Source organism: Amycolatopsis sp. NPDC003865 (genome assembly GCF_053605345.1).
Window position 1 is genome coordinate 285,553 of record NZ_JBSGJA010000010.1, and the last position, 26,985, is coordinate 312,537.

Sequence of the window (26,985 nt, forward strand, 5' to 3'; positions counted from 1 at the left end):
GCCGGACCACCCGCCCGCGCGGGTCGGCCGCCCGCGCCGCGGCCGCCGGTGCCGCAGCCACCCCCGCTCCCGCACTGCCTCCGCCTCGCCAGGACTGGGCATTCCCCTACTGCTCCCCCGCCTAGGGTCGGGGCCGGACGCGAACCTCCCGACCCACCACGTGGAGCCCACATGAAAGGCATCATCCTGGCCGGCGGCAGTGGCTCCCGACTGCACCCGGTCACGCTGGGCGTCTCCAAGCAGCTCGTCCCGGTCTACAACAAGCCGATGATCTACTACCCGCTCTCGGTGCTGATGCTGGCCGGCATCACCGACATCCTGCTCATCTCGACCCCGCACGACCTGCCCGCGTTCAAGCGCCTGCTCGGCGACGGCGCGGAACTCGGACTGCGGCTCGGCTACGCCGAACAGGCCCACCCGAACGGTCTCGCCGAGGCCTTCATCATCGGCGAGGAGCACGTCGGCGACGACACCTCGGCCCTCATCCTCGGTGACAACATCTTCCACGGCCAGGGTTTCTCCGACGTCCTGCGTGCCGCCACCCAGGACCTCAAGGGCTGCGTCCTGTTCGGCTACGAGGTCTCCGACCCGCACCGGCACGGCATCGGCGAGTGCGACGCCGACGGGAACCTCGTCTCCATCGAGGAAAAACCCGCCAACCCCCGGTCGAACCGGGCGCTCACCGGTCTCTACTTCTACGACAACGACGTCGTCGAGATCGCCAAGAGCCTCAAGCCGTCCGCGCGCGGTGAGCTGGAGATCACCGACGTCAACAACGTCTACCTCGACCGGGGCCGCGCCGCGTGCGTCGACCTCGGGCGCGGCTTCGCCTGGCTGGACACCGGCACGCACAAGTCGCTGCTGGACGCCGGGCAGTACGTGCAGACGATGGAAGCCCGCCAGGGCGTGCAGATCGCCTGCCTCGAAGAGATCGCGCTGCGCATGGGCTTCATCGACGCCGACCAGTGCTACGCGCTGGGCGAGCGGATCGGCAGCTCGGGCTACGGCGAGTACGTCATGGACTTCGCGCGCCGCGCGCGGCCGCTCACCGCGGTCTGAACCCCGGAGGATCCTTCCCATGCGCATGGTGGTCACCGGCGGTGCCGGGTTCATCGGCTCGGCCTACGTCCGCAACGTCCTTTCCGGACAGTACGCGGGCTTCGCGCCCGACGAGCTGGTCGTGCTCGACAAGTTCACCTACGCGGGCAACCGCGCGAACCTCGCGCCGGTCGAGGGCGACGAACGGCTCAAGGTCGTCATCGGCGACATCTGCGACGCCGACGTCGTCGAGCGGGAACTGGCCGGCACCGACCTCGTGGTGCACTTCGCCGCCGAGTCCCACGTGGACCGGTCGATCGCCGGGTCGGCGGAGTTCGTGCGCACCAACGTCCTCGGCACCCAGACGCTGCTGCAGGCCGCGCTCGAGCGCGAAGTCGGCAAGTTCGTGCACGTCTCCACCGACGAGGTCTACGGCTCCATCGACTCCGGCTCCTGGCCCGAGACGCACCCGGTCGCCCCCAACTCGCCGTACTCGGCGTCCAAGGCGGCCTCCGACCTGCTGGTCCGCGCCTTCCATACCACCCACGGGCTCAACGCCTCGATCACGCGCTGCTCCAACAACTACGGGCCGTACCAATACCCCGAGAAGGTCATCCCGCTGTTCGTCACCAACCTCGTCGACGGCCGGCAGGTCCCGCTCTACGGCGACGGCCTCAACGTCCGCGACTGGCTGCACGTCGACGACCACTGCCGCGGCATCCAGCTGGTCGCGGAGAAGGGCCGCGCGGGCGAGGTCTACAACATCGGCGGCGGCACCGAGCTGACCAACCGGGAGCTCACCGAGCGGCTCCTCGCCATCACCGGCCGGGACCACACCGCGATCCGGCCGGTCGAAGACCGCAAGGGCCACGACCGCCGCTACTCGGTGGACATCACGAAGATCGCCACCGAGCTCGGCTACGCCCCGCGGGTCGACATCGACACCGGGCTGCGCGACACCGTCGACTGGTACAAGAACAACCGCACCTGGTGGGAACCGCTCAAGGGCTGAGTCACTGCGTGCGCAGCCGGGGCCACAGCGCGTCCCAGGCGGTGTTCCGTCCGCTGAGGACGGTCATCAGCTGGGGCACGACGTCCTGGCGGTGGGCGAACGCCCCGGTCACCGCCGGGCTCGCGTCGCCGACGAACAGCACGCTGTCGACGTTTTCGCCCGGGTGCCCGAAGTAGTAGTAGCCGCGGTGTGCGCTGTAGACGGACGGCAGGCCGCGTCCGGCTCCGAAGAGCTCGAGGTCGGCGGCGAACGCGTAGCTGTCGGTCATGATCGCCGTCCGGGCCCGCTGCCCGGGCGGCAGCGACCGGTACACCTGCACGACGGCGTCGGACAGCTGGCCGAGCTGGCCGTCGGACCGCACGAAGACCTTGGCGGTCAACGGCACCAGCGGCACGTCGGGAATGCGCTCGGCCCACGACTTCGGGTAGATCGGCAGCGCGACGAGCGCCTGGAGGACCGACGCGGCGACGAGCACCCAGCCCGCGGCCTTCGCGGCCGTGGGCCACTTGACGTCCTGCAGGCCCACCGCACCGGCGGCGAACAGCGGTGCGTACAGGCTGTAGACGTAGTAGGACCGGCCGGACGTCAGCAGGTAGGCGACGACGAGCAGCAGGAACGCGGCGCCGAGGAACCGCTGCTCCCGCGCGATGAGCAGGCGCGCGAAGCCGAACAGCGCGAGCGGCACGCCGATCACCAGGCCGGGGCCGGACAGCAGTTCGAGCAGGAACGCGCCGGTGCCGGGGAACTCGGCCGAGACGACCTCGGACATCCGGGTGTAGGGCCAGCCGTTCGCGGCCTGCCAGACCAGCGTCGGCACGGTGGTCAGGGTCGCGACCAGCGCGCCCGCCCACAGCAGCGGGCGGCGGACGAGGTCGCGCGGCCCGAAGACCAGCGACGCGACGGCGAGCGCCACCCACAGCGCCGGGACCAGGAACTTCGCCTGCAGCGACACGGCCGTGACGAGCCCGGCGGCGAACAGCAGCCGGTCGTCGCGCACCCGGGTCCAGCGCACGACCAGGAACAGGATGAGCGACCAGAAGAACGGGTCGAGCGAGTAGGTCGCGAGGTAGTGGCAGATGAGCGTCGCGCCGGACATCGCGTACGCGGCCGCGGCGACGGTCTGCGCGACCCGGCGGCCGCCCAGCTCGCGGGCGATGAGCGCGCTCAGCACGATTCCGCCCACCGCGGCCAGCGTCGCGGGCAGCCGCAAGGCCACCAGGGAACCCGGGAACAGGTGGTCCAGCCCGGCGGCGAGGAACGGCAGCAGCGGCGGCTGGTCGAAGTAGCCCCACGCGGGGTGGTCGCGGCCGGCCACCACGAAGTAGGCCTCGTCGAACGAGAAGCCGTAGTTGCGGCTGGCGACGAGGAGCAGGACTCCGGCGACTCCGGCGATCAGGAGAACCGGGGTCCGCGCGAACGCCGTGCGGGTTTCGGTGGTCTCTCCGGTAAGGGTCATGGCGTCAGTAGACCGGCTTCGACCTGGTGGTTTCTGCGGCCGAGAGTGCCCATTCCGCACAACGAAAGTCGATCACGCCCGGTGGATCCGCAACCTTCGTAGTCACTCGGAAGTGAGGTTTGAACACGGAAAGTGAGGGTAGCGAATCCCCTAGACTTCCCGCGCGCACCGGGGCTGAGCTGCGGTTTCCCGGGATACTGGCGACCATGACCCAGGGTCGGCACATCGCCTTCTTCAGCTTTCCCGGCGTCGGGCACATCACCCCGATGCTGGGCCCGGTCGAAGCGCTCGCCGAGCGGGGCCACCGGGTCACGTTCGCCGTCGCCGCGCAGTTCGCGCACCTGCTGCGCGACAGCTCCGCCGAGGTCCTGCCGTACCACTCGGAGTTCCCCGCGGCGGTGACCAAAGTGGACAGCGCCGAAGACGCCGTCACGATGATCATAGACCTCATGCGCGAAGGCTTCGCACCGCTCGAGGCGGCGTTGGCGCGGTTCTCCGGCGACCGGCCCGACCTGATCGTGCACGACACCATCAGCGGGAACGCCGCGCGCGTGCTGGGCCGGGCGTGGGACGTCCCGCTGGCCGAAAGCTGCCCCGTCTTCATCGAAAACGACGCCGACGAGATCCCCGGCGCGCCCCAGCCGCCCGACGACCACCCGGCCGCCACCGAGTTCGACCACCGGGACCCGCGGCTGGCGCGGTTCGGCGAGGAGTTCGGCGCGGGCGTCTCGGCGCTGCTCACGCGGTACGGCCTGGATCCGCGGCTGGCGACGGACAGCCTTTCGCCCGTCGGCGACGAGCTGCGCCTGGTCTACATCCCCCAGTCGTTCCACTACGGGAGCGGGACGTACGGGCCGCGGTACCGGTTCGTCGGCCCGACCGCGAACTGCCGCGCGCTGGAAGGCCACTGGACCCCGCCGGGCGACGGCCGGCCGGTGGTGCTGATCTCGCTGGGCACGTCGATGAGCAAGGACATCGGGTTCTTCACCGGCTGCATCGAGGCGTTCCGCGGCACGCCGTGGCATGTGGTGCTGACGCTGGGCCGCGGCGCCGACCTGGCCGCGCTCGGCGAGCTGCCGCCGAACGTCGAGGCGCACGAGTGGATGCCGCACCCGTCCGTGCTGCGGTACGCCTCCGCGCTGGTCTGCCAGGCCGGGATGGGCAGCGTCCTGGAGGCGCTGCGCTACGAGGTCCCGGTCGTCGCGGTCTCCCACAGCGGCGAGACGCTGGCGAACGCCCACCGCGTCGCGGAACTGGGCCTGGGCACGCACATCCCGGTCACCGAGGCGACGGGTCCGGCGATCCACGCGGCGGTCGAGGCCCTCGCGGCCGACGGCTCGCTGGCCGGCCGGCTCGCGCTGATGGCCAAGGAGATCGAGCAGGCGGGCGGGGCGCCCGCCGCGGCCGACGCCCTCGAAGCCCTGCTCCCGTAAGCGATCAGGCCGAGCGGCGGAAGCCCCGCGTGGCGACGATCGCACCCGTCAAGCCGATCAGACCGGCCGCGCCGAGGGCCGCCAGGCCGCCCACCCCCACCGGGTTGCCCAGCGCCAGGTTGCGGGACGCGTCGACCGAGTACGTCAGCGGGTTCACCGTCGCCACCGCGCGCAGCCACGCCGGCAGCGACGAAAGCGGCACGTACGCCGAAGACGCGAACATCAGCGGGAACATCACCATCGACGTCACGCCCTGCATCACCTCGACGTTGGTGATCCACACGCCGATCGCCATGAACATCCAGGACAGCGACCAGCCCACCGCGATGCACATCAGCCACGCCAGCAGCACGCCGGTGAACCCGCCGCCGGGCGAGAACCCGAACAGCGTCGCCGCCAGCACCAGCATGATCGCCAGCTGCAGCGCGTGCCGCACGACGTCGGCGAGGCTGCGCGCCACCAGCACCGACGCCGACGCGATCGGCAGGGTGCGGAAGCGCGCCACGACGCCGTTGCGCATGTCGTCGAGCAGGCCGACGCCCGACTGCAGCGCCACCGACAGCGAACCCATCACCAGCACCGCCGGCATCAGGTAGTCGATGTAGGACACCCCGGCCGGAAACGAGCTGGTGCCGGCCAGGCTCGCGAACACCTGGCTGAACAGGATCAGCACGATGAGCGGCTGCAGCAGGCCCAGCAGCACGAGCGCCCGCGACGCCACGACCGCGCGCAGCGAGCGGCCGGTCAGGATGAGGATCTGCATCGGCACGGACGTACCGCGCCACGGCGCTGGTCCGGCCACGGCAGACTCGGAGTCCGGAGTGGACAGTGTCGGTGCGCTCATCGGGTCAGGGCCTCTCGGTTTCGGTGTGCGGATCCCGCGGCCCGCCGGAAAGGGCGAGGTACACGTCGTCGAGCCGCGGGTCGACCAGCGCCAGCTCGACCGGCTCGACCGCGACGTCGTCGAGCGCGCGGACCACGCGCGCGAGGTCGGTGGACTTCTCCACCGGCACGATCAGTTCGTCCACTCCGGACACCCGCGGCTCCAGTCCGGCGCCGCGCACGGCGTCGGCCGCGCGTTCGGCGTCGGGCGGATCGGCCAGGGTGAGGGTGACCGTGCGCTTGCCGACCTGCGCCTTGAGCGAGGCCGCCGTGCCGGCGGCGATCACCTTCCCTTGCGCCAGCACGACGATCTTGTCGGCGAGCCGGTCGGCCTCGTCGAGCATCTGGGTCGTCAGCAGCACGGTCGAACCGTCGCGCACGAGCTGTTCCACGATCTCCCACATGGCGATCCGGGCGGCCGGGTCGAGGCCGGTCGTCGGCTCGTCGAGGAAGATCACGTCGGGATGGCCGACGAGGCTGGCGGCGAGGTCGAGCCGCCGTCGCATGCCGCCGGAGTAGGTCTTCGCCGGGCGGCCGGTGGCTTCCTGGAGGCCGAACGCGGTCAGCAGCTCGTCGGCCCGCTCCTTGGCCGCCTTGGTGGAGGCGCCGAGCAGGCGGGCGATGAGGATCAGGTTGCGGAAGCCGGAAAGCTGCTCGTCCACCGAAGCGAACTGACCGGTGAGCCCGATGCGGCTGCGCAGGGCCACGGCATCGCGCTGCACGTCGAGCCCGGCGACGCTGGCCCGGCCGGTCGTCGGCGTCACCAGCGTGGTGAGCACGTTGACCAACGTGGTCTTGCCGGCGCCGTTGTGGCCCAGCAGGCCGCAGACGGTGCCGCGCGGCACCTGCAGGCTGACGTCGTCCAGCGCGCGGACCTTGCCGAAGGTCTTGGTGATCCCCTCGGCCTCGACGAACAGGGTCACGGCCGTTTCCTTCCGCTGCGCCGGATCGGACATCGCTACAGTTAGCACACCGGGAAACCCCTTTCCCCGCACGGAAGGGCGACCCGAGGGGTTCGCCTAGACATGGTTGACCGGGCGCCGGGCGGGGCCCGACCCTCGAACCATGACTCCCCCGCCGGGAAGCCACATCGCCTTCCTCACCTATCCCGCCCACGGGCACGTCAACCCGACGCTGCCCGTGGCCGCCGAGCTCGTCCGGCGCGGCCACCGGGTGAGCTACGTCGTCGCCGAGCAGTACGCCGGCGCCGTGCGCGCGACCGGGGCGGCCGTCCTGCCGTACGAGTCCCACGTGCCGAAGTCCTGGGACACCGTGGCGATCCCGGAGGAGATCACCGGCGACGTCGTCGCGGAGGCCGGGCTCGCCCAGGCGCTGGAAGGCTTCGCGCCGCTGCGGACCGCGCTCGGCGCCTTCGAGAGCGACCGGCCCGACGTCTTCCTGTACGACGCCTTCGGTTACCCGACCGGCCGGCTGCTCGCGCGCAAGTGGGGCGTCCCCGCGATCCTGCTGTGCTCGACGTTCGTCGCGAACGAGCGGTTCTCGCCGTACGCGGCCATGGCCGGCAAGGTGCCCGCGCCGGATCCGGCGCACCCCGCGCTGGCGAAGGCCGCGGCGGTGGTCGAGGACACGCTCGCCGAGCACCTGCCGGGCGCGTCCGCGGCCGAGTTCGCCCAGGGGAACGAAGACACCAGGCTCGTGTTCCTGCCGCGGGAGTTCCAGCCCGGCGGCGACAGCTTCGACGACGGGTTCGCCTTCGTCGGGCCGTGCCTCGGCGACCGCGCCGGCGGGTGGACCCCGCCGGACAGCCGGCCGGTGCTGCTGATCGCCATGGGCAGCTTCGGCTACCACCGCCAGCGCGAGTTCTTCGCCTCGTGCCTCGACGCTTTCGCCGGGACGCCCTGGCACGTCGTCATGACGATCGGCCGCCTGGTCTCGCCGGCCGACCTGGGCCCGGTGCCGCCGAACTTCGAGCTGCACCCGTGGGTGCCGCAGCCCGCCGTGCTGAGCCGGGCGAGCGGGTTCGTCTCGCACGCCGGGATGGGCAGCACCATGGAGTCCCTCGCGCTGGGTGTCCCGCCGGTGGTCGTGCCGCGCACGCTGGAGCAGGAGATCGTCGCCGGCCGGGTCGCCGAGCTCGGCCTCGGAGTCCGGGTCGACCCGGCCGACGTCGACGCGGAGACGCTGCGGGCGGCCGTCACCGGCCTCGCCGAGGACGCCGCCGCGCACGAGCGCGTGGCCCGGATGCGGGCGCACATCACCGGCGCCGGTGGCGCCGCGGCGGCCGCGGACCGCGTCGAAGCCCGACTGACCGCCCGACCCCGGGAGTGAATCCGAAGTGGACACCACCGAGCCGACCGCCGCCCCGGAAATCGCCCCGGACGGCGGCGCCGCGCTGCTGACCTGGCTCGAAAAGATGCGCGCGGACACGCCGGTCTGGCGGGACGAGGCCGGCGCCTGGCACGTGTTCCGGTCCGCCGACGTCCGCCGCGTCAGCACCGACGCGCAGCTGTTCTCTTCGGACACCACCCGCCTGACCTCGCCGGGCGACCAGGCGCCGCCGGGCACCCTGCTGGTCATCGACCCGCCCGAGCACCGCAAGCTGCGCCGGCTGGTCAGCCAGGCGTTCACCCCGAAGGTGGTCGCCGACCTCGAGCCGCGGATCACCGAGGTCACCCGGGAGCTGCTGGCCGCGGTCGAACCGGACGCGACGGCGTTCGACCTGGTCGACGTGCTGGCCTACCCGCTGCCGGTGATCGTCATCGCCGAGCTGCTCGGCGTGCCCGCCACGGACCGCGAGCTGTTCCGCGGCTGGGCCGAGGCGCTGATGGCGCTGCAGGTGGACGACCCGAGCACCGGTGAGAAGCTCGCGGTGGCCATCGAGGAGATGGAGGCCTACCTGGCCGCGCAGATCGCCGACCGGCGCGCGCGGCCCCGCGAAGACCTGCTGACCCGCCTGGTGGAGTCCTCGATCGACGGCGAGCGGCTGACCGACGAGGAGGTCGGCAACTTCACCGCGCTGCTGCTGCTCGCCGGGCACGTCACCACCACCATGCTGCTCGGCAACGTCCTGCTCTGCCTGGAGGACGCGCCCGGCGCCTACGAACGGGTCCGGGCGGACCCGGCGCTGGTGGAGCCGCTGCTGGAGGAGGTGCTGCGGCTGCGGCCGCCGTTCCCCCGGGTGGTCCGGGTGACCACGGCCGACGTCGAGGTGGCCGGCACGGTCATCCCCGCCGACTCGATCGTCTGGGCCTGGGTGGTGTCGGCGAACTACGACGAGCGCGAGTTCGCCGATCCGTGGCGGTTCGACCTGCACCGCAAGCCGAACTCGCACGCCGCGTTCGGGCACGGCATCCACTTCTGCCTGGGTGCGCCGCTGGCGCGGCTGGAGGGCCGGGTCGCGCTGGAGCTGCTGTTCGAGCGGTTCGAGCACCTGCGGGTGACCCCCGGTGCGGAGGTCCCGTTCCACGCCGGCGGCGTGTTCGGCGTGCAGCAGCTGCCGGTCACGACCACGTTCGGCAGCGACCGCTGACCCTGCGGAACCGCACCGACCGAAGGCCGCGCCGGGGGTGCCGTACCTGCGGTCGGGGGGACCACAGTGTTAGCGCCGATCCGCCGTGGCGGCATTGACGGGCCATACCCCGTTGGCTAGCGTACGAGACGTCGTTTGGTTTGTTTCCAACGAAACGGACCGAAGCGGCTGGTGTCCGGGTGGACTCGAGGATCGTTCTGGGGAAGGACTCGAGGTTTCCGCTGGGGTGGTGTGAAGAACCGTCCGGACCGCCGCCGCGGACCCTCTTGAGGGGAGCTCGAGGGTCGTCGACGTCTTTTGTCCGTGGCCAATGCCTCGAACGCAGAACCGAATCTGGGGGTTCGAACTCGATGAACACACGTGTGGATTCCGTGGTCGATCGGCCGGTCGCCGTATCGCACGGCCTGCCCGCCGGCTCCGAAAGACAGCACCAGAACGTCCCGTCCTTCGACATGTCCGACGTCTGCATCGCGAATCTCGGTCCCGATCTCCGGGTCATCGAAGCGAACGGCGACTTTCTCCGGCAGCTGGGCCGGACCGCGTCCGACGTTTTCGGACAGAGCTTTGTGGACTTCGTGCACCCGAGCGCCAAGCAGTTCACGCTGCAGCAACTGGCGCGGCTGAACGAAGGCCGCCGGGACCGCTTCAGCGCGCGCCTGGTCGGCGTGCGGCCCGCGCAGCCGGTGCTCTCGGGCGGCCTGACGGGCATCGCGGTGCGCAGCCGGTCCGGCCAGGTCACCACGATCGTCGTGCTGATCAAACCGGACCGCGCCGCGGAGACCCCGCGGCCGGCCGTCGAAAAGACCAAGCTGCTCAGCGAGCTCGACGCGAAGGTCCTCGAAGGCGTCGCCGCCGGGATCTCGACGGTGCAGCTGGCTTCGAAGCTCTACCTGAGCAGGCAGGGCATCGAGTACCACGTCGGCGCGATGCTGCGGCAGTTCAAGTCGCCGAACCGCTCGGCACTGGTTTCGAAGGCGTACTCGCAGGGCATCCTCTGCATCGGCCAGTGGCCACCGAAGGTGACTCCGCAGTACATCCGCTGAGCCGCTTCCGGCGGTGTGCGGGCGAAGAAACCCTGCGCTATCCTGCGAGGGCACGGTTCGATTTCCAGAATGCCGGAAAGGGATGAACTGGTGGGAATTTTCGGAAAAAAGGAAGACGATTCCAAGAAGAAGCCGGCTGACACCAAGGCGGACAACGCCAAGGCTGACGACGAAAAGAACCGCAAGCGCCGCAGCCGCCTTTTGGGCGGCGCGTACGGCGGCGGCTCCGGCGGCTGAGCCACCGGACTGACGACCACCGCACCGGGCGGGCCGAGGGAGACCTCGACCCGCCCGGTTCGCGTGTTTCGGGGCATTCGACGGTGCTCGTGCCGAGAAGTTCACCACCTGTTGGACAGTTTCCATCAGTACCGCACCGCGGCTACTCTATGGCAACAGCGGTCGCACCCGCGGTGACGACCGCACCCGGGTCAACGCGACCGGGGTACCACCGGCTCGGCCCACTCCGGCACGTCGAGGATCTCCACGACCGCCCCCGCGACGCTGACCCCGGGTGCGATCCCGACCATCAGGACGTGGTCCCCCGGCGCCAGCTGCCCGGTGCCGAGCATGTTCGCCAGCGACGCCACCTGGTCGCTCGCCCCCAGGTGGCCGAGGCCGCGGCCGAAGTCCCAGTTCGACTTCTCCAGCGGGATCCCCAGCATCGTCAGCAGGCCGTCCTCGACGTACTTGCGCGAGCCGTGGTTGTAGGCGATGCGGCTGACCCCGTCGAGCCCGATGCCCGCCTCGGCCAGCACGCGGTCGATCAGCTCCGACCGCGTCTTCAGCAGGTTGAGTCCGCTGTGGAGCATCGTGTCGCGGTGCTCGAACCCGAAGAAGTCGATGCGCTCGGCGAAGTCCATGAACCGGCCGATCGTCGCGCCGGGCGGGAACATCGGCTCGTCGCCGCGGTGCATGCCCTCCAGCTCCGGCACCGTGATCGAGCTCGCCGACTTCAGCCGGGCGAAGCCGGACGTCGTGTTCAGCACGACCGCCGTCGCGCCGTCGCCGATGATGAAGTCCGGGCGCAGGCAGCGCCAGCGGTTGACCAGCGGGGACGTCGAGTTGTCCGAGGCGACCGTCATCGCCGTCCCGCCGCCGCGGGCGATCAGGTAGGTCGCCGCCAGCTCCAGCGCCCCGAACATGCCGTTGCAGCCCTGGCGCAGCTGCGCCGCGAGCAGGTCGCCGCCCACCAGGTGCCGCTGCAGCCAGAACTGCGGGAACCAGCCGTCCGGGCCCGAGTGGTAGTTGTCGGCGTAGAGCAGGACGTCCAGTGCCTCCGGGTCGACGTCCGCGCGGGCCACGGCCTGCTGCCCGGCCCACAGCGCCATGTCCGGGGCCGGGGTCTCGCCGGCGCAGGCCGCGCCGGTCAGCCCGGAGGCCTCCGCGTCTTCGGCGGTGATCCACCCCTGCTCGACCGCGAACCCGACGCCGGTGGTCTCGGGCACGTAGGTGCCGATCCCGCTGAGGTAGACCTCCGCCAGCTTCACTTCGCCTCCACTTCGGCGCGCAGCCACGACTCGACGGCGTCGGCCGCGCGGGTCTCCCCGCCGGCCAGCGCGACCTGCTCGCTCATCCACCGGACCCGCTGCGCGACCACCGGGTCGGACGCCGTCTTCGTGACGGCGTCGAGCAGTTCCGCTTCGGTGACGTCGGTCCGCGACACCACCTGGCCCAGCCCGAGGTCGGCGACGCGGGCCGCGGTCACCACCTGGTCGCTCTGGGACGGCGTCATCACCATCGGCACGCCGTAGTGCAGCGCTTCCATGGTGCTGCCGAGCCCGCCGTGGGTGACGAAGACGCGGGTGTGCGGCAGCAGCGCCGCGTGCGCGACGAACGGGTGCGCCTCGACGTTCTCCGGCAGCGGCCCGAGTTCGGCCGGGTCGACCCACCGGCCGAGCGTCAGCACGACGTGCCACGGCTGCCCGGTGAAGGCGCGCACGCACTTGCGGAAGAAGCCGACCTGTTCCCGGCTGCGCGAGGTGCCCAGCGAGATCAGCACGACCGGCAGCCCGTCGGCGGGCGGCGTCCACTCCCCCGGGACCACGCTCCGGTCGAAGCACGGTCCGACGAACGCGAAGCGCTCGTCGAAGGTCTCGCCGTGGATCTGGAACGCCTTGGGCAGGTAGACGAGGTGGTAGGGCGGCTCGCCACCCGAAGCATCCACATCGGACAGACCGTGCTCGGCCAGCAGCCGCTGGGCGTGCTCCACGAACGCGGTCAGTTCCGGGTCGGTGAGGTCGGGCGGCTGGGCGGCGTCGGACTCGGCCTGCGCTTCGTTCAGGCGGAAGTGCGCGTTGGACGCGAACTCCGGGCACGACTGCACCGTCGGTACCGACCACTTCCGCGCGACCAGCCGCGCCGTCTCCGACGCCGCCAGGTCGTGCAGGACGAGGTCCGGCGGGTCGCCGGCGAACCGGGCCATCGCGGCCGGAAGCGGGGCGAGGCCCTCGCCCATGAACGCCAGCATGGCCCGCAGCGCGTAGCCGTCGGACGCGGTGTCGCCCAGGCCGGTCGCCCACGGGAACGTCGAGCGGTAGGGCAGCACTTCGGCCCCGGTCGCCGCCACCTTCGCGGCGAACTCGTCGACCACGGCGAAGGTGACGCGGTGGCCGCGGCGCACCAGTTCGGCGACGACCGGGAGGACCGGCGCGACGTGGGCGTACGCGGGGAAGCTGAAGACGGCGATGTGCCTGCTCACCACCGCATCGTCGGGCACCGGGTCCGAAGGGGACAGTGACTACCACGCGAGGTCTGGCGGTTTCCCCGGAGTCCACATCGACCGTCGCTTCCGCGCCGACGACTAGGTGGTTCCACAGACTTCCGCGGTGAAAACCTTTGCCGCTGCACACCGTCCCTATCCTGCAGACGACGCATCGAGGGGGATCTCAACAATCGTTTAAAAGCAACGAATTGCACGTCGCCGCGGGTAAGGGCAGTCCGCGACCCCTGGGGAAGGACCTTCATGAAGACGAGCGTTGACGACCTGGCCCTGTTCGGCGGCCCGATGGCCTTCGAGAAGACCTTGGTGGTGGGGAAGCCGAGCACCGGGGACCGGGCGAAGTTCTACGAGCGGCTCGAAGTCGCCCTGGACAGCGGCCGCCTGACCAGCGGCGGCCCGCTGGTGAAGGAGTTCGAGGCGCGAATCGCCGACCACGCCGGCGCCAAGCACTGCGTCGCCACCTGCAACGGCACGATCGCCCTCGAGGTGATGGCGCGGGCGGCCGGGCTGACCGGCGAGGTCATCATGCCGTCGATGACCTACGTCGCGACCGCGCACGCGATGCGCTACCTCGGGTTGACGCCGGTCTTCTGCGACCTCGACCCGGCGACCGGGTGCATCGACCCCGAGCAGGTCGAAAGCCTCATCACCCCGCGCACGACCGGCCTGATCGGGGTGCATCTGTGGGGCCAGCCCGCCGCCGTCCAGGAACTCGAGAAGATCGCCGAGGCCCGCGACCTGACCCTCTTCTTCGACGCCGCGCACGGCATCGGCTGCACCTTCGGCGCCCAGCCGCTCGGCGGCTTCGGCAAGGCGGAGATGTTCAGCTTCCACGCGGCGAAGGTCGTCACCACGTTCGAAGGCGGCGCGATCGTCACCAACGACGACGAGTTCGCCCAGCGCGCCCGCTACACCCACAACTTCGGCTGGGGCGAGGAGCACGTCACCGAGTTCGCCGGCACCAACGCCAAGATGAGCGAGGCGTCCGCGGCGATGGGCCTGACCTCGCTCGACGCGCTGCCCGCGACCATCGCCGCCAACCGCGCGCACTACGAGGAGTACGCCGCCGAGCTGGACGGGCTCCCCGGTCTGGAGATGCACCGCTACGACGAGGACAACCGCAACAGCTACCAGTACAACGTCGTCAAGGTCGACGAGGGGGAGTCCGGCCTGTCCCGCGACACGATCCTCGAGCTGCTGCGGGCGGACAACGTGCTGGCACAGCGGTACTTCTCGCCGTGCGTGCACGAGTGCGAGCCGTACCGGACCGAGCGGCCGGTCTCACTGCCGGCCACCGACGCGTTCTCGCGCCGGGTGCTGACCCTGCCGACGGGGCCCTCGGTCACCGGCGAACAGGTTCGCGAGGTCTCGGCGCTCATCGCCTTCGCTGTCGAGCACGCGCCCGAGATCCGCCGCCGCCTCGCCGCCCGCGCGCGCTGAGCACACCGCCCCGAAAGGTCGTGAACGACTCGTTCACGACCTTTCGGCGACCAGCTTCACCAGGTCCGCCACGAGCTCGTGCGGGGTCGGCTGGGCCAAGGCCAGGTCACGCAACCGCAGGGCGTTGGCCCGGAACCCGGGTTCCCCGACCAGTCTCGCCACCGACGTCCGCAGGTCGCCGGCCGTGAAACCGTTGTGGGTGAACAACAACCCCGCTCCCTCGTCGACCAGCCGCCGAGCTCGCAGCAAGTGGTCGGCGATCGGCGTGGTCACCGTCAGCTGGGGCACGCCCGCCACCAGCGCCGCGCCGTAGCTGCCGAACCCGCCGTGGTGCACGATCGCCGAGCAGCTCGGCAGCACCGTGTGCAACGCGACCGATTCGACGACCCGGACGTTCGCCGGAACCTCGTCCAGCAGCTTCCGCTGCTCGGGCACCAGAGCGGCGACCACCTCGATGTCCAAGGCGGACAACGCGTCGAGGATGTCCGGAATGGACACGTAGTCGCCGCCGAACGCGTCCGTGTTGGACGAACCCAGTGTCAAGCACACCCGCGGCCGCGACGGCGGCTCCCGCAGCCAGTCCCAGACGACCGCGCGGCCGTTGTAGGGCACGTGCCGCACCGGCAGCCGCCGGACGCCGGAGCGCGCGCCCAGCGCCTCCGGCAGCGGGTCGATCGTCGCCTGGCCGGTGACCAGCTCCTCGGCGAAGCCCACCCCGTACGGCCGGGCGGTCAGCTCCAGCCAGTCGTACAGCGGATCTTCCCGCTCCGCGGGCGGCTGCGCGGCCAGCACCTCGAGGAACGTCCGGCGCATCGCGCACCAGACGTCGGCCCAGCACAGCTGCCGGACGTGCGCGGCGCCGCAGGCCTTCGCCGCGATCGCCCCGGCGTAGGTCAGCGCGTCCCAGACGACCAGGTCCGGCCGCCACTCCCGCGCGTAGGCGACCAGGTCGGCGACCATGTCGTCGTTGTAGATGGCGAACCCGGCCCACACGGTGAACGTGTAGCGCTGGTGGAGGGCCTCCCAGGTGTGCGACGCCGGATCGGTGTCGTTCCAGTTCGCGATGTCGGCTTCCTGGGCGTCGCGGTTGCGCTTCATGCCCTCGTGCATCGTGTTGTCCGCGCCGACCGGCACCGCGGTCAGCCCGGTGCCGGTCACGACGTCGGTGAACCCCGGCGACGCCGCGACCCGCACCTCGTGCCCGGCCGCGACGAGCGCCCAGGCCGTCGGGACCATGCAGTACAGGTGGGACTTCTCGTCCAGGGTCACGAACAGCACGCGCACGGGTTCGCCTTTCAGTGGTGGCCGGAGAGCGTGCCCGCCAGCCGCGCGGAGATCAGCCGCAGCACCTCGGGCTGGTGGTCGGCGAGGAAGAAGTGGCCGCCGCGGAACACCTTCAGCTCGAATTCGCCGTCGGTGTGGCCCGCCCAGGCGCGCGCCTCGTCGAGGGTGGTCTTCGGGTCGGCGTCACCGGTCAGCACGGTGATCGGCGTGGCCAGCCTCGGTCCCGGTCCGTTGACGTACGTCTCCGCGGCCTTGTAGTCGTTGCGGATGGCGGGCAGTGCCATCCGCAGGATCTCTTCGTCGCCCAGCACGGCCGCGTTCGTGCCGCCGAGCCGGCGCACCTCGGCGATGACGCCGTCGTCGTCGAGCAGGTGCACGGATTCGTCGCGGCGGCAGGCGGGCGCCCGCCTGCCGGAGGCGAACAGGTGCAGCGGGGTCACCCCGGTCCGTTCCAGCCGGGCGGCGACCTCGAACGCCAGCGTCGCGCCCATGCTGTGGCCGAACAGCGCGAACGGCCGCTCCGTCCGCCCGGCGAGCACTTCGGCGAGCCGGTCCGCGAGCACGGGCAGGCTGTCGATCCCCGGCTCCAGCCGCCGGTCCTGGCGGCCCGGGTACTGGACGGCGAGGACCTCGACCGAGCGGCCGAGCCCGGCGGACATCGGGAAGTAGAAGCTGGCCGAGCCGCCCGCGTGCGGCAGGCAGAACAGCCGGACGGCTCCCGCGTCCGCGTCGTGGTAGCGGCGGAGCCACAGCTCCGGGTCGTCGGTCATGCGTGGACTCCGTCCTGGAGGGTGGTGCCGAGCCAGCCGCGCACGGTCTCGGCGGTCGTGGCGGCGTGGTCCTCGACCATGGTGAAGTGGTTGCCCGGCACGTCGACGACGGTGTCGGCGGTGTCCCAGTGCGTCTGCCACTCCTCGGGCGCCAGCCCCGCGTCGGCGACCGGGGGCTCGGACGAGCGGACCAGTAGCAGCGGCACGGACAGCTTCGCGGGTTCCCAGCCTGCCATCAGCCGGAAGTACCAGCTCATCGCCGACAACCGCGCGGCGTCCATCGGCGCGAACACCGCTTCGCGGTCGAACATGCCGCCGAACAGCTCGTCGCGGAACCGGTCCAGCGGCGAGTCCGCGCGCGGCAGGTAGCTGTCGAGCAGGACGACGGCCAGCGGCGGCGTGCCCCGCTCTTCGAGGAGTTCGGCGGCGGCGTGCGCGAGCATCCCGCCCGAGGACGAACCGAGCAGCACGAACGGCGCACCGGCGGCGGCCCGCAGCACCGCGTCCGCCTGCACCTCGGCGACCGCGCGGACGCTGGTGGGCAGCGCCTCGCCCTTGACGAAGCCCGGTGCCGGCAGCGCGTGGACGTCCCGGTCGCCGCGGAACGGCGACGCGAACCGGGCGTACTGGTGCACGCCGGCCAAGGCGACGTAGGAGCTGAAGCAGATCAGCTTCGGTGTCCGCTCCCCGGCGGCCAGCTTCACCGACCCGAGGTCGTTCTCCCGGTCGGCGGCCGAGCCGAAGGTGGGGCGCAGCAGCGCCGCGTTGTGCAGCAGCTCGAAGCCCTCCTTCATCTTGCCGAGCTCACAGGCCGTGCGGAACAGCGCGCCGAGGGTCTCTCCGGCGTCCACAGTGGACACCTTCGGTTCGTCGGTCACCTTCAGTTCCGCCCGCAGGTGGGCCGCGAGGTCCTCGGGGGTCGGGAAGTCGAAGACGAGCGTCGGCGGCAGCCGCAGGCCGGTGGCCGCGCCGAGGGTGTTGCGCAGCTCGACCGCGGTGAGCGAGTCGAACCCGGCGACGAGGAACCCGACGTCCGGGCGGACGGCTTCGGGACCGGCGTGCCCCAGCACCGTGGCCGCGGCGCCGCGGACCAGATCCAGCAGGACGGCTTCCCGTTCCCCGGCGGACTTGCCGGCCAACGCCCTGCCCAGCGTGTCCTTTCCGGACACCTCGGCCGCCGCGGCGCGCCGGGCCGGGCGCACGAGTCCCTTGAGGACAGCGGCGACCGGCCCGCCGGACAGGTCCAGCTTCGCCGGGACCAGCGCGGGTTCGGTGAGCGCGGTGGCGGCGTCGAACAACGCCAGCCCCTGCTCGACCGGCAGTGCCCGGACGCCGCCGCGGGACATCCGGTTCCGGTCGGCGGAGTCCAGCTTGGCGCTCATCCCGGTTTCCCACAGGCCCCAGGCCAGCGCTTGGGCGGGCAGCCCGCGGGCGGCCCGGTGGGCGGCGAGCGCGTCGAGGAAGGCGTTGGCCGCGGCGTAGTTGCCCTGCCCCGGTGCGCCGAAGGTGGCCGCCACCGAGGAGAACAGCACGAACGCCGAGAGGTGGCGGTCGGCGGTCAGCTCGTGCAGGTGCCAGGCGGCGTCGACCTTGGGCCGCAGCACCGCGTCCAGCCGCCCCGGGGTGAGGCCCTCGATGACGCCGTCGTCGAGGACGCCGGCCGCGTGCACGACCGCCGCGAGGTCGGGAATCCCCGCCAGCAGCTCGGCGAGCGCGTCCCGGTCCGCCGCGTCGCACGTGGCGAGCCGGACGTCCGCGCCGAGCGCGGCCAGCTCGTCCCGGAGGTCGGTGGCGACGGCGGCGTTCCGGCTGGTCAGGACGAGCCGGCGGACGTCGTGCGCGGTGACCAGGTGCCGGGCCAGCACGCGGCCCAGGCTGCCGGTGGCGCCGGTCAGCAGCACCGTGCCGTCCGGCCCGAACGGCTGCTTCCCGGTGGCGGACTCCGTGGTGGCCCGGCTCAGCCGGGCGGCGAGGAGGGCGCCTTCGCGCACCGCGAGTTGCGGCTCGTCGCTGAGGACCGCGGCCGCCAGCGCGGCAGCGGACCGGTCGGGACTGCTCGGCGGGTCGAGGCGCCCCGCCCCACGCTCGGCCGGCCGCGGCTCTTCGCCGGGCACCCCGGCCGCGGACCGGTCGCGGCCGGTCGGCGGGTCGAGGCGCTCCGCCCCACGCTCGGCCGGCCGCGGCTCTTCGCCGGGCACCCCGGCCGCCGACCGGTCGCGGCCGGTCGGCGCGGCGAAGTCGACGAGCCGCACGCGGCCGGGGTGCTCCGACTGCGCCGAGCGGACCAGGCCCCAGATCGGCGCGGCCGCCAGGGCGGGGATGTCGTCGCCGGCCGCGGCGGCCACCGCGCCGCGGGTCACCACCACCAGCCGGGAACCCGCGAACCTCTCGTCGGCCAGCCACTCCCGCAGCAAGGCCAGCACCTCATGGGCGCTCGCCCGCGCGGCATCCGGTAGCGCACCCGCCGCCGGCGTCGGGACGGCCAGCACCGCCTCGGGCACGGCCATGCCGAGCCCCACCGCCGTCCCGAGCGCGTCGAGGTCCACGTAGGACTCGCAGGTCACGCCGCTCGCGTCGAGCGCCGGCCCGAGCCCGAGCTCGTCGGCACCGAGCACCGCCCACCGCCGGGCGCCGTCGACCGGCGGCATCGGGACCGGCCGCCAGTCCAGCCGGAACAGCGAGTCGTGCGCCTTCCGGACCGGTCGCGCGGCCGCCCCGGCCAGCGGCCGCAGCACCAGCGCGTCGACCGTCGCCACCGCGCGGCCGGCCGGGTCGGCCAGGCTCAGCTTGACGGTGTCGTGGCCGTTCGGGGTCACCGTGACCCGGACCGCGGTGGCACCGCTCGCGTGCAGCGTCACCCCGCTCCAGGAGAACGGCAGGTAGGCGCGGCCCGCCCACTCGGCGACCGTGCCCAAGACGTGCAGGGACGCGTCGAGCAGCGCCGGGTGCAGGCCGGACCGGGCAGCGTCCGTGTGTTCCTCGGGCCGCAAGGCCACCTCGGCGTGCACCTCGTCGCCGAGCCGCCAGGCCGCCCGCAGGCCCTGGAAAGCCGGGCCGTAGCCGAATTCGCTGCCGTCGGTGTAGAGGCCGTCGAGGTCCACGGGCTCGGCGCCGGCCGGCGGCCACTCCGCGAGGTCGTCGGGCGCCGGGCCGGGTCCGGCGGCGAGCCTGCCACTGGCGTGCCGGGTCCACGGCTCGTCGTCGAGTCGCGAATGGACGGTGACTCCCCGCGTCCCCGGCTCGTCCGGCGCGCCGACGACGACCTGAAGCTGGACGCCTTCGCCGGGGAGGTCCAGGGGTGTCTCGATGACCAGCTCGTCGATGCCGCCGGCACCCGCCTGCTCGGCCGCGCGCAGGACCAGCTCGACGAACCCGGTGCCCGGGAACAGCGTGCGACCGGCGACGACGTGGTCGGCGAGCCAGGGGTGGGTGCGCGGGGAGATCCGGCCCGTGCACACCACGGTGCCGTTCTCGGCGTTCGTGACCGACGCGCCCAGCAGCGGGTGGTCCGGGCGGTCGAGGCCCGCCAAGGTGACGTCCCCGGCCGGTGCCGGGGAGAACTCGGGCCAGAACCGCTCGTGCTGGAAGGCGTACGTCGGCAGGGCCGCCGGGTCGCCCCGCCCGCCCAGGACGCGGGCCCAGTCCACAGTGGAGCCGGCGGCGTGCAGCTTCGCCAGTCCGGTCAGCAGGTCCCGCGGCTCGTCCTCGCGCACCAGCGCGACAGCCTGCGCGCGGTCGTCGAGGCAGGCGGCGGCCATCGCGGTGAGCACGCCGTCCGGGCCCAGCTCGGCGAACCGGGTCACGCCCAGCCCGGTGAGGGTGGCGACGGCGTCGGCGAACCGGACGGTCCCGCGCGCCTGGCGCAGCCAGTATTCCGGCGAGGTCAGCTCGGTCGCGACCGCTCCGGTGAGCGTCGAAACGACCGGGATGGCCGGCGGCGTGAAGGTGACGCCGTTCAAGACCCGGCCGAAGCCGGCGAGCATCGCGTCCATGTCCGCCGAGTGGAAGGCGTGCGAAACGCGCAGCCGCCGGGTCCTGCGGCCGGCCCAGTGCCGCTCGACCTCGAGGACGCCGTCTTCGGCACCGGAGACCACGACGGACGTGGGCCCGTTGACCGCGGCGAGGCCGACCCCCGCGGGCAGCGTCGGGACGACTTCGCTCTCGCTCGCTTCGATCGCCAGCATCGCACCGCCGGTGGGCAGGGCCTGCATGAGGCGGCCTCGTGCGGCGACGACGGTGCAGGCGTCGGGCAGCGACCACACGCCGGCGACGTGCGCGGCGGCCAGCTCGCCGATCGAGTGCCCGGCCAGCGCGTCCGGCCGGACGCCCCAGGATTCCAGGAGCCGGAACAGGGCCACCTCGACCGCGAACAGCGCGGGCTGGGTGTACCCGGTCCGGTCGAGCAGGGCCGGTTCGGTGTCGATCACTTCGCGCAGGGGCCGGTCGAGGTGGGTGTCGAACTCCGCGCAGACTTCGGTGAAGGCGTCGGCGAACACCGGGAACTCGCGACGCAGTTCGGCACCCATGCCGGGCCGTTGCGCGCCCTGGCCGGTGAAGAGGAACGCGGTCGCGCCCTCGGCGCGCACGCCCGTGACGACGCCGGGCGCGGGCCGGCCAGCGGCCACGGCGGCCAACCCGCCGGCCAGCTCGTCCCGGCCGGCGCCCACGACGACCGCCCGATGGGCGAAGACGGTCCGTGCGGCCAACGCCGTGCCGATCTCGGCCGGCTCGGCCGCGACGTGGTTCAGCAGCCGCCCGGCCTGCGCCCGCAGGGCCTCCGGGCTGTGGCCCGACACGCTCCACGCCGTCAGCGAGCCGGGAGCGGGGCTTTCACGTGAAAGCTCCGCTTCGGGTGCGGCTTCGATGATGACGTGGGCGTTCGTCCCGCTCACCCCGAACGACGACACCCCGGCGCGGCGCACGCGGTCGTCCGGCCACGGCACCGGATCCGACAGCAGCCGCACGTCCCCGCCGGACCAGTCCACATGGGACGACGGCACGTCGGCGTGCAGGGTCTTCGGCAACACCTCGTTCCGCAGTGCCAGCACCATCTTCATGACGCCGGCGACGCCCGCCGCCGCCTGGGTGTGGCCCACGTTGGACTTGACGGACCCGAGCCACAGCGGCCGGTCGCGGTCCTGCCCGTAGGTCGCGATGAGCGCCTGCGCCTCGATCGGGTCGCCCAGCGACGTCCCGGTGCCGTGCGCCTCCACGGCGTCCACATCGGACGGTTCCAACCCGGCCGAAGCGAGCGCCGCCCGGATCACCCGCTGCTGCGAAGGCCCGTTCGGCGCGGTCAGCCCGTTCGAGGCACCATCCTGGTTGACCGCGCTGCCCCGCACGATCGCGAGCACCGGGTGCCCGTTGCGACGCGCGTCGGAAAGCCGTTCCAGCACCAGCATTCCCGAGCCTTCGCCCCAGCCGGTGCCGTCGGCGTCGTCGGAGAAGGCCTTGCACCGCCCGTCCGGGGCCAGCCCGCGCTGCCTGCTGAACTCGACGAACGACCCGGGTGTCGACAGCACGGTGACGCCGCCGGCGAGCACGAGCGAGCACTCCCCCGCGCGCAGGGCCTGGATCGCCCAGTGCAGTGCGACCAGCGAAGACGAGCAAGCGGTGTCGACGGTGACCGCGGGCCCCTCGAGCCCGAGCGCGTAGGAGATCCGGCCCGAGAGCACGGAAGCGGCGTTGCCGGTGCCCAGGTAGCCTTCGGCGCTCTTCGGTGCCAGCGCGAGCAGCGCCGGGTAGTCCTGGCCGTTGGTCCCGGCGAACACGCCCACCGGCGCGCCGCGCAGCGACTCCGGGTCGATCCCCGCGCGCTCCAGGGCCTCCCACGACGTCTCGAGCAGCAGCCGCTGCTGCGGGTCCATCGCGAGGGCTTCCCGCGGCGAGATGCCGAAGAAGCCGGGGTCGAACAACGCGGCGTCGTCGAGGAAACCGCCTTCGCGGGCGTACGACGTGCCTTCGCTGTCGGGGTCGGGGTCGTAGAGCGCGTCGAGGTCCCAGCCGCGGTCGGCCGGGAACCCGCCGATCGCGTCCCGGCCGTCGGCGAGCAGGGCCCACAGGTCGTCCGGGGTGCGGACGCCGCCGGGGAACCGGCAGGCCATCGACACGATCGCGATCGGGTCGTCGCCGGTCGGGGCGACCGGGACCGGTGCCGCGGGAGCCGCGTCGCCGGCCAGGTGCGCGGCCAGCGCCTTCGGGGTGGCGTAGTCGTAGATCAGCGTGGCGGGCAGCCGCTGCCCGGTGGCCGCGGCGAGGCGGTTCCGCAGTTCCACGGCGGTCAGCGAGTCGAAGCCGAGGTCCTTGAACGCGCGTTCCGGCGCCACGGCCGCCGGGCCGGCGTAGCCGAGCACCAGCGCCACGGCGGTGCGGACGACGTCGAGCACGTCGGCCGGCCGCTCGGCCACCGGTTCGGCCGGCCGGGGCGGGACGAGCCCGGCGAAGACCGGCGGCAGGGCCGGGGCGGCGCGCAGCACGTCGAAGTCGAACCGGATCGGCAGCACCGCGGGTTCGCCGCCGCGGCAGGCCGCGTCGAACAGCCGGAGACCTTCCCCGGTGGACAGCGGGATCATCCCGGTGGCGCCCAGGCGGCGGCGGTCGCGGTCGGCGAGCCCGCCGGTCATGCCGCCGTCCTGCGCCCACAGGCCCCAGCCGAGCGCGAGCCCGGGCAGGCCGCGGTCGCGGCGGTGCCGGGCCAGCGCGTCGAGCCAGACGTTGGCCGCCGCGTAGTTCGCCTGCCCGGCCGGGCCGAGCGTGCCGGAGATCGAGGAGAAAAGAACGAACGCCGTCAGCTCGGCGCCCGCGGTCAGCTCGTGGAGGTTCGTGACGGCGTCGATCTTGGGCCGCAGCACCGTGTCGAGGCGCTCGGGGGTCAGCGCGGACACCACGCCGTCGTCGAGGACCCCGGCGACGTGGACGACCCCGGTCAGCGGCCGGTCGGCCGGGATGGCCGCCAAGAGTGCGGCCAGCGCGTCGCGGTCGGCGGCGTCGCACGCCGCGACGACCGGTTCGGCACCCAGCTCGGTCAGCTCGGCGGCCAGTTCGGCGGCGCCGGCGGCGGCCGGGCCGCGGCGGCTCGCGAGGAGCAGGTACCGCACGCCGTGCCGGGCGACCAGGTGCCGCGCGATCTGCGCGCCCAGCGCCCCGGTCCCGCCGGTGACCAGGACCGTCCCTTCCGGACCGAAGGACGCCGACGGCCCCGGCTCGGCCGCCTTGGTCAGGCGGGACGCCCGGATTTCGCCGTCGCGCAGCAGGAACTCGGGTTCGCCGGTGGCGAGCGCGGCGGGCAGCAGACGCGCGGCCGCCGGGTCGTCGACGTCGGCGAGCACGAACCGGCCGGGGTTCTCCGCCGCGGCCGAGCGCACCAGACCCCACACCGGGGCCTGCGCGAGGTCCGAAACGCCGTCGGCGACGGCGGCGCCGCGGGTCAGCACGACCAGGGTGCGGCCGTCGAACCGCGGGTCGGCCAGCCAGGAGCGCACGAGGTGCAGCGCGCGGCGGGCCGCCTCGCCGGGCGTGTCCACTTCGGACCGTGAAAGGAACGGGGCGACGAGGACGTCGGGCAGCGAGCCCGCTTCGGCGACGCCGTCGAGGTCGGGGTGACAGGACAGGGCACCCAGCTCGGCGAACAGGCCCGCGGCGAGTTCCCGGTGGCCGGAGCCGAGCAGCGCCCAGGTCGCCGGGACGGGCTCGGCCGCCGGGACCGGCACCCAGCCGAGCTTGAGCAGGGCGTCGCCGGTGCTGCCGCCGGCCGGGCGGGGCAGCTCCGGCCAGTAGGTCTCGCGCTGGAACGCGTAGGTCGGCAGGGGGCAGGCCCGCGCGCCGGGGAACAGCGCGCCCCAGCCGGCTCGCGCGCCCCGGACGTACAGCGTCGCCACGGCGGTGAGCGCGGTCCGGACCTCGTCGCGGTCCTTGCGCAGCAGCGCGGCGGCCGTCGCGCCCGGCAGGCACTCCTCGGCCATCGCGGTGAGCACGCCGTGCGGCCCGACCTCCAGGAAGCGGGTGGTCCCGAGGTCCGCGAGCGCCGCCACGGCGGCGGCGAACCGCACGGGTTCCCGGACCTGGCGCACCCAGTACTCCGGCGTCGCCAGTTCGTCGGTCAGCGGTGTCCCGGTCACCGTCGAGACGACCGGGAGCCGCGGGCGGGTGTAGGTGATCCGCGCCGCGACCCGCCCGAACTCCGCCAGCATCGGGTCCATCAGCGGGGAGTGGAACGCGTGGGAGACGGTGAGCCGCCGGGTCCGGCGGCCGAGCGCGGCGAAGTGCCGCTCGATGTCCCCGGTGCCGTCGCCGGACACCACGACCGAATCCGGGCCGTTGACGGCGGCGAGCGAGACGGCGCCGGTGAGCAGCGGCGTCACCTCGGCTTCGGTCGCCTGGACGGCGACCATCGCCCCGGCTCGCGGGAGCGCCTGCATCAGCCGTCCGCGGGCGGCGACCAGCTCGACCGCGTCGGGGAGGGAGAAGACGCCGGCGACGTGGGCGGCGGCCAGCTCGCCGATGGAGTGCCCGGCGAGGTGGTCGGGCGTCACGCCCCAGGATTCCAGCAGCCGGAACAGCGCGACCTCGACCGCGAACAACGCGGGCTGGGTGAACGCCGTCTCGTCGAGGTCCACCCCGGAATCGACGACCGTCTTGAGCGGCCGGTCGAGGTGGCGGTCGAAGTGGGCGCAGATCTCGTCGAACGCGTCGGCGTAGGCCGGGAACCGGTCGTACAGCTCGCGGCCCATGCCGGCGCGCTGGGCGCCCTGGCCGGTGAACAGGAACGCGGTCAGCCCTTCGGTGACCATGCCACGTACGGGGACCTCCTCGCCCTTGGCGAGCGCACGCGCTCCGGCGGCCAGCTCGGCCGCGTCGCCGACCAGCACTGCCCGGTGCTCGAAGGCCGAGCGGGTCGTGGCGAGCGCCAGCCCGATCCCGGCGGGATCACCCTCGACCCCGGCCAGCCGCGCGGCTTGAGCGCGCAGAGCGGCTTCCGACCGTCCGGAAAGGACCCACGGCACGACGTCCGGTGTGCTTGCGGTCACCGGCGCGGGTTCTTCGGCAGGTGGCGCGGCCAGGAGCACGTGCGCGTTGGTCCCGCTGACGCCGAACGCCGAGACGCCCGCGCGGCGCACCCGCCCTTCCTCCGGCCACGGGACCGGCTCGGTCAGCAGGCGGACGTCGCCGGCCGACCAGTCCACGCGCGACGAGGGCCGGTCGACGTGCAGCGTTTTCGGCAGGACGCCGTTGCGCAGCGCGAGGGTCATCTTGATCACCCCGGCCACCCCCGCGGCGGCCTGGGTGTGCCCGAGGTTCGACTTGACCGAGCCGAGCCACAGCGGCGTCCGGCGGTCGCGTCCGTAGGTGGCCAGCAGGGCCTGCGCCTCGATCGGGTCGCCCAGGCCGGTCCCCGTGCCGTGCGCTTCCACGGCGTCCACCTCGGACGGCGACAGGCCGGCGTCGGCCAGTGCGGCGCGGATGACCCGTTGCTGCGACGGGCCGTTCGGGGCGGTGAGCCCGTTCGACGCGCCGTCGGAGTTGATCGCCGAGCCCGCGACGAGCGCGAGCACCGGGTGGTTGTTGCGGCGGGCGTCGGACAGCCGTTCCAGCAGGACGACCCCGGCGCCTTCGCCCCAGCCGGTGCCGTCGGCGGTGTCGGCGAACGCCTTGCACCGGCCGTCCGCGGCCAGTCCCTGCTGCCTGCTGAACCCGATGAACGCGCCGGGCGTGGTCATGACCGTGACCCCGCCGGCGAGCGCGAGGGCGCACTCCCCCTCGCGCAGCGCGTGCGCCGCCCAGTGCAGCGCGACCAGCGACGACGAGCACGCCGTGTCGACCGTGACGGCCGGGCCCTCCAGGCCGAGCGCGTAGGCGATCCGTCCGGAAAGGACACTGGCCGCGTTGCCGGTGCTCTCGTAGCCGTCGCCGACGCCGGGGGCGAGGCTGAGCAGCCCCGGGTAGTCCTGGCCGTTGGTGCCGGCGAACACGCCGACCGGTTCGCCCCGCAGGGACAGCGGGTCGATCCCGGCGCGTTCCAGTGCCTCCCAAGAGGTTTCGAGCAGCAGCCGCTGCTGCGGGTCCATGGCGACGGCCTCGCGGGGCGAGATCCCGAAGAAGGCGGCGTCGAACGCGCCCGCGTCGCGGACGAACCCGCCCTGGCGGACGTAGCTCGTGCCCGGGTGCGCCGGGTCGGGGTGGTAGACCGCGTCGAGGTCCCAGCCGCGGTCGTCCGGGAAGTCCGTCAGCGTGTCGGTGCCGGTCTCCAGGACCCGCCAGAGGTCCTCGGGCGTCTCGACACCGCCGGGGAACCGGCACGCCAGCGCCACGATCGCGATCGGCTCGGGCGCGCCCGCCTCGGCGGCCCGCAGCCGCTCACGCGTCTCGTGCAGGTCGGCGGTGACCTTGCGCAGGTAGCCGAGCAGCTTCTCCTCGTTCAC

At 73.0% G+C, this 26,985-nt stretch carries 15 protein-coding genes and 1 pseudogene; 8 read left to right on the plus strand and 8 right to left on the minus strand.

The window, feature by feature from the left end; translation table 11 throughout:
• Positions 1-171: 171 nt before the first annotated feature.
• Positions 172-1,059, plus strand: coding sequence for a glucose-1-phosphate thymidylyltransferase RfbA (gene rfbA, locus ACWEVP_RS24930; RefSeq protein ID WP_452064959.1), 888 nt, complete (start codon positions 172-174; stop codon positions 1,057-1,059).
• A gap of 19 nt (positions 1,060-1,078) precedes the next feature.
• Complete coding sequence (gene rfbB / locus ACWEVP_RS24935; RefSeq protein WP_452064960.1) at positions 1,079-2,050, plus strand: dTDP-glucose 4,6-dehydratase; 972 nt, start codon at positions 1,079-1,081, stop codon at positions 2,048-2,050.
• A 1-nt stretch (position 2,051) separates the two neighbouring features.
• Here rfbB and ACWEVP_RS24940 read toward each other — a convergent pair whose 3' ends face one another.
• Positions 2,052-3,506, minus strand: a complete 1,455-nt coding sequence (locus tag ACWEVP_RS24940) for an ArnT family glycosyltransferase (RefSeq protein ID WP_452064961.1) — start codon at positions 3,504-3,506, stop codon at positions 2,052-2,054.
• 206 nt (positions 3,507-3,712) lie between these two features.
• On the opposite strand from ACWEVP_RS24940, the gene ACWEVP_RS24945 reads away from it, so the two are divergent.
• Positions 3,713-4,939, plus strand: coding sequence for a macrolide family glycosyltransferase (locus ACWEVP_RS24945; protein WP_452064962.1), 1,227 nt, complete (start codon positions 3,713-3,715; stop codon positions 4,937-4,939).
• 4 nt (positions 4,940-4,943) lie between these two features.
• Here ACWEVP_RS24945 and ACWEVP_RS24950 read toward each other — a convergent pair whose 3' ends face one another.
• Together ACWEVP_RS24950 and ACWEVP_RS24955 are read right to left on the minus strand one after the other, a co-directional pair.
• The gene (locus tag ACWEVP_RS24950) at positions 4,944-5,702 is read right to left on the minus strand and encodes an ABC transporter permease (RefSeq protein WP_452064963.1); all 759 of its coding nucleotides are present in this window, start codon (positions 5,700-5,702) and stop codon (positions 4,944-4,946) included.
• A gap of 85 nt (positions 5,703-5,787) precedes the next feature.
• The gene (locus ACWEVP_RS24955) at positions 5,788-6,744 is read right to left on the minus strand and encodes an ATP-binding cassette domain-containing protein (RefSeq protein ID WP_452064964.1); all 957 of its coding nucleotides are present in this window, start codon (positions 6,742-6,744) and stop codon (positions 5,788-5,790) included.
• Positions 6,745-6,886: 142 nt separating this feature from the next.
• Here ACWEVP_RS24955 and ACWEVP_RS24960 point away from each other — a divergent pair, with 142 nt between their 5' ends.
• From ACWEVP_RS24960 to ACWEVP_RS24975, 4 genes are all read left to right on the plus strand, one after another.
• Positions 6,887-8,110, plus strand: a complete 1,224-nt coding sequence (locus ACWEVP_RS24960; protein WP_452064965.1) for a macrolide family glycosyltransferase — start codon at positions 6,887-6,889, stop codon at positions 8,108-8,110.
• Between the two features lie 85 nt (positions 8,111-8,195).
• A complete protein-coding gene (locus ACWEVP_RS24965) occupies positions 8,196-9,311 on the plus strand; it encodes a cytochrome P450 (protein WP_452064985.1) in 1,116 nt (371 codons plus the stop codon).
• A 350-nt stretch (positions 9,312-9,661) separates the two neighbouring features.
• A complete protein-coding gene (locus ACWEVP_RS24970) occupies positions 9,662-10,354 on the plus strand; it encodes a helix-turn-helix transcriptional regulator (protein WP_452064966.1) in 693 nt (230 codons plus the stop codon).
• A gap of 69 nt (positions 10,355-10,423) precedes the next feature.
• On the plus strand, positions 10,424-10,591 hold the full coding sequence (locus tag ACWEVP_RS24975) for a hypothetical protein (protein ID WP_400904872.1): 168 nt from the start codon (positions 10,424-10,426) through the stop codon (positions 10,589-10,591).
• 191 nt (positions 10,592-10,782) lie between these two features.
• Here ACWEVP_RS24975 and ACWEVP_RS24980 read toward each other — a convergent pair whose 3' ends face one another.
• Both ACWEVP_RS24980 and ACWEVP_RS24985 read right to left on the minus strand, forming a co-directional pair.
• The gene (locus ACWEVP_RS24980) at positions 10,783-11,841 is read right to left on the minus strand and encodes a ketoacyl-ACP synthase III family protein (RefSeq protein ID WP_452064967.1); all 1,059 of its coding nucleotides are present in this window, start codon (positions 11,839-11,841) and stop codon (positions 10,783-10,785) included.
• A complete protein-coding gene (locus ACWEVP_RS24985; protein ID WP_452064968.1) occupies positions 11,838-13,052 on the minus strand; it encodes a macrolide family glycosyltransferase in 1,215 nt (404 codons plus the stop codon). The genes ACWEVP_RS24980 and ACWEVP_RS24985 overlap by 4 nt, the downstream gene beginning before the upstream one ends.
• Positions 13,053-13,316: 264 nt before the next feature.
• Between ACWEVP_RS24985 and ACWEVP_RS24990 the strand changes: the two genes are divergently transcribed.
• Complete coding sequence (locus tag ACWEVP_RS24990; protein WP_452064969.1) at positions 13,317-14,513, plus strand: aminotransferase class I/II-fold pyridoxal phosphate-dependent enzyme; 1,197 nt, start codon at positions 13,317-13,319, stop codon at positions 14,511-14,513.
• A gap of 33 nt (positions 14,514-14,546) precedes the next feature.
• On the opposite strand, the gene ACWEVP_RS24995 is transcribed toward ACWEVP_RS24990, so the two are convergent.
• From ACWEVP_RS24995 to ACWEVP_RS25005, 3 genes and pseudogenes are all read right to left on the minus strand, one after another.
• Positions 14,547-15,797 carry an activator-dependent family glycosyltransferase gene (locus ACWEVP_RS24995; RefSeq protein WP_452064970.1) on the minus strand — a complete coding sequence of 417 codons (1,251 nt, stop codon included), beginning with the start codon at positions 15,795-15,797 and terminating at the stop codon, positions 14,547-14,549.
• 11 nt (positions 15,798-15,808) lie between these two features.
• Entirely contained in the window at positions 15,809-16,567 is a 759-nt protein-coding gene (locus ACWEVP_RS25000) for a thioesterase II family protein (protein WP_452064971.1), read from the minus strand.
• Positions 16,564-26,976, minus strand: a pseudogene (locus tag ACWEVP_RS25005) (type I polyketide synthase); the annotation flags it as partial. The gene ACWEVP_RS25000 and the pseudogene ACWEVP_RS25005, both read right to left, overlap by 4 nt.
• Between the last annotated feature and the right edge of the window lie 9 nt (positions 26,977-26,985).

What these genes read in the sequence shown, in the direction of transcription:
- rfbA (WP_452064959.1), top strand. Translation starts at nt 172, where the DNA reads ATGAAAGGCATCATCCTGGCCGGCGGCAGTGGCTCCCGACTGCACCCG.
- rfbB (WP_452064960.1), top strand. Translation starts at nt 1,079, where the DNA reads ATGCGCATGGTGGTCACCGGCGGTGCCGGGTTCATCGGCTCGGCCTAC.
- ACWEVP_RS24940 (WP_452064961.1), bottom strand. Translation starts at nt 3,506, where the DNA reads ATGACCCTTACCGGAGAGACCACCGAAACCCGCACGGCGTTCGCGCGG.
- ACWEVP_RS24945 (WP_452064962.1), top strand. Translation starts at nt 3,713, where the DNA reads ATGACCCAGGGTCGGCACATCGCCTTCTTCAGCTTTCCCGGCGTCGGG.
- ACWEVP_RS24950 (WP_452064963.1), bottom strand. Translation starts at nt 5,702, where the DNA reads ATGCAGATCCTCATCCTGACCGGCCGCTCGCTGCGCGCGGTCGTGGCG.
- ACWEVP_RS24960 (WP_452064965.1), top strand. Translation starts at nt 6,887, where the DNA reads ATGACTCCCCCGCCGGGAAGCCACATCGCCTTCCTCACCTATCCCGCC.
- ACWEVP_RS24965 (WP_452064985.1), top strand. Translation starts at nt 8,196, where the DNA reads ATGCGCGCGGACACGCCGGTCTGGCGGGACGAGGCCGGCGCCTGGCAC.
- ACWEVP_RS24970 (WP_452064966.1), top strand. Translation starts at nt 9,662, where the DNA reads ATGAACACACGTGTGGATTCCGTGGTCGATCGGCCGGTCGCCGTATCG.
- ACWEVP_RS24975 (WP_400904872.1), top strand. Translation starts at nt 10,424, where the DNA reads ATGCCGGAAAGGGATGAACTGGTGGGAATTTTCGGAAAAAAGGAAGAC.
- ACWEVP_RS24990 (WP_452064969.1), top strand. Translation starts at nt 13,317, where the DNA reads ATGAAGACGAGCGTTGACGACCTGGCCCTGTTCGGCGGCCCGATGGCC.
- ACWEVP_RS25000 (WP_452064971.1), bottom strand. Translation starts at nt 16,567, where the DNA reads ATGACCGACGACCCGGAGCTGTGGCTCCGCCGCTACCACGACGCGGAC.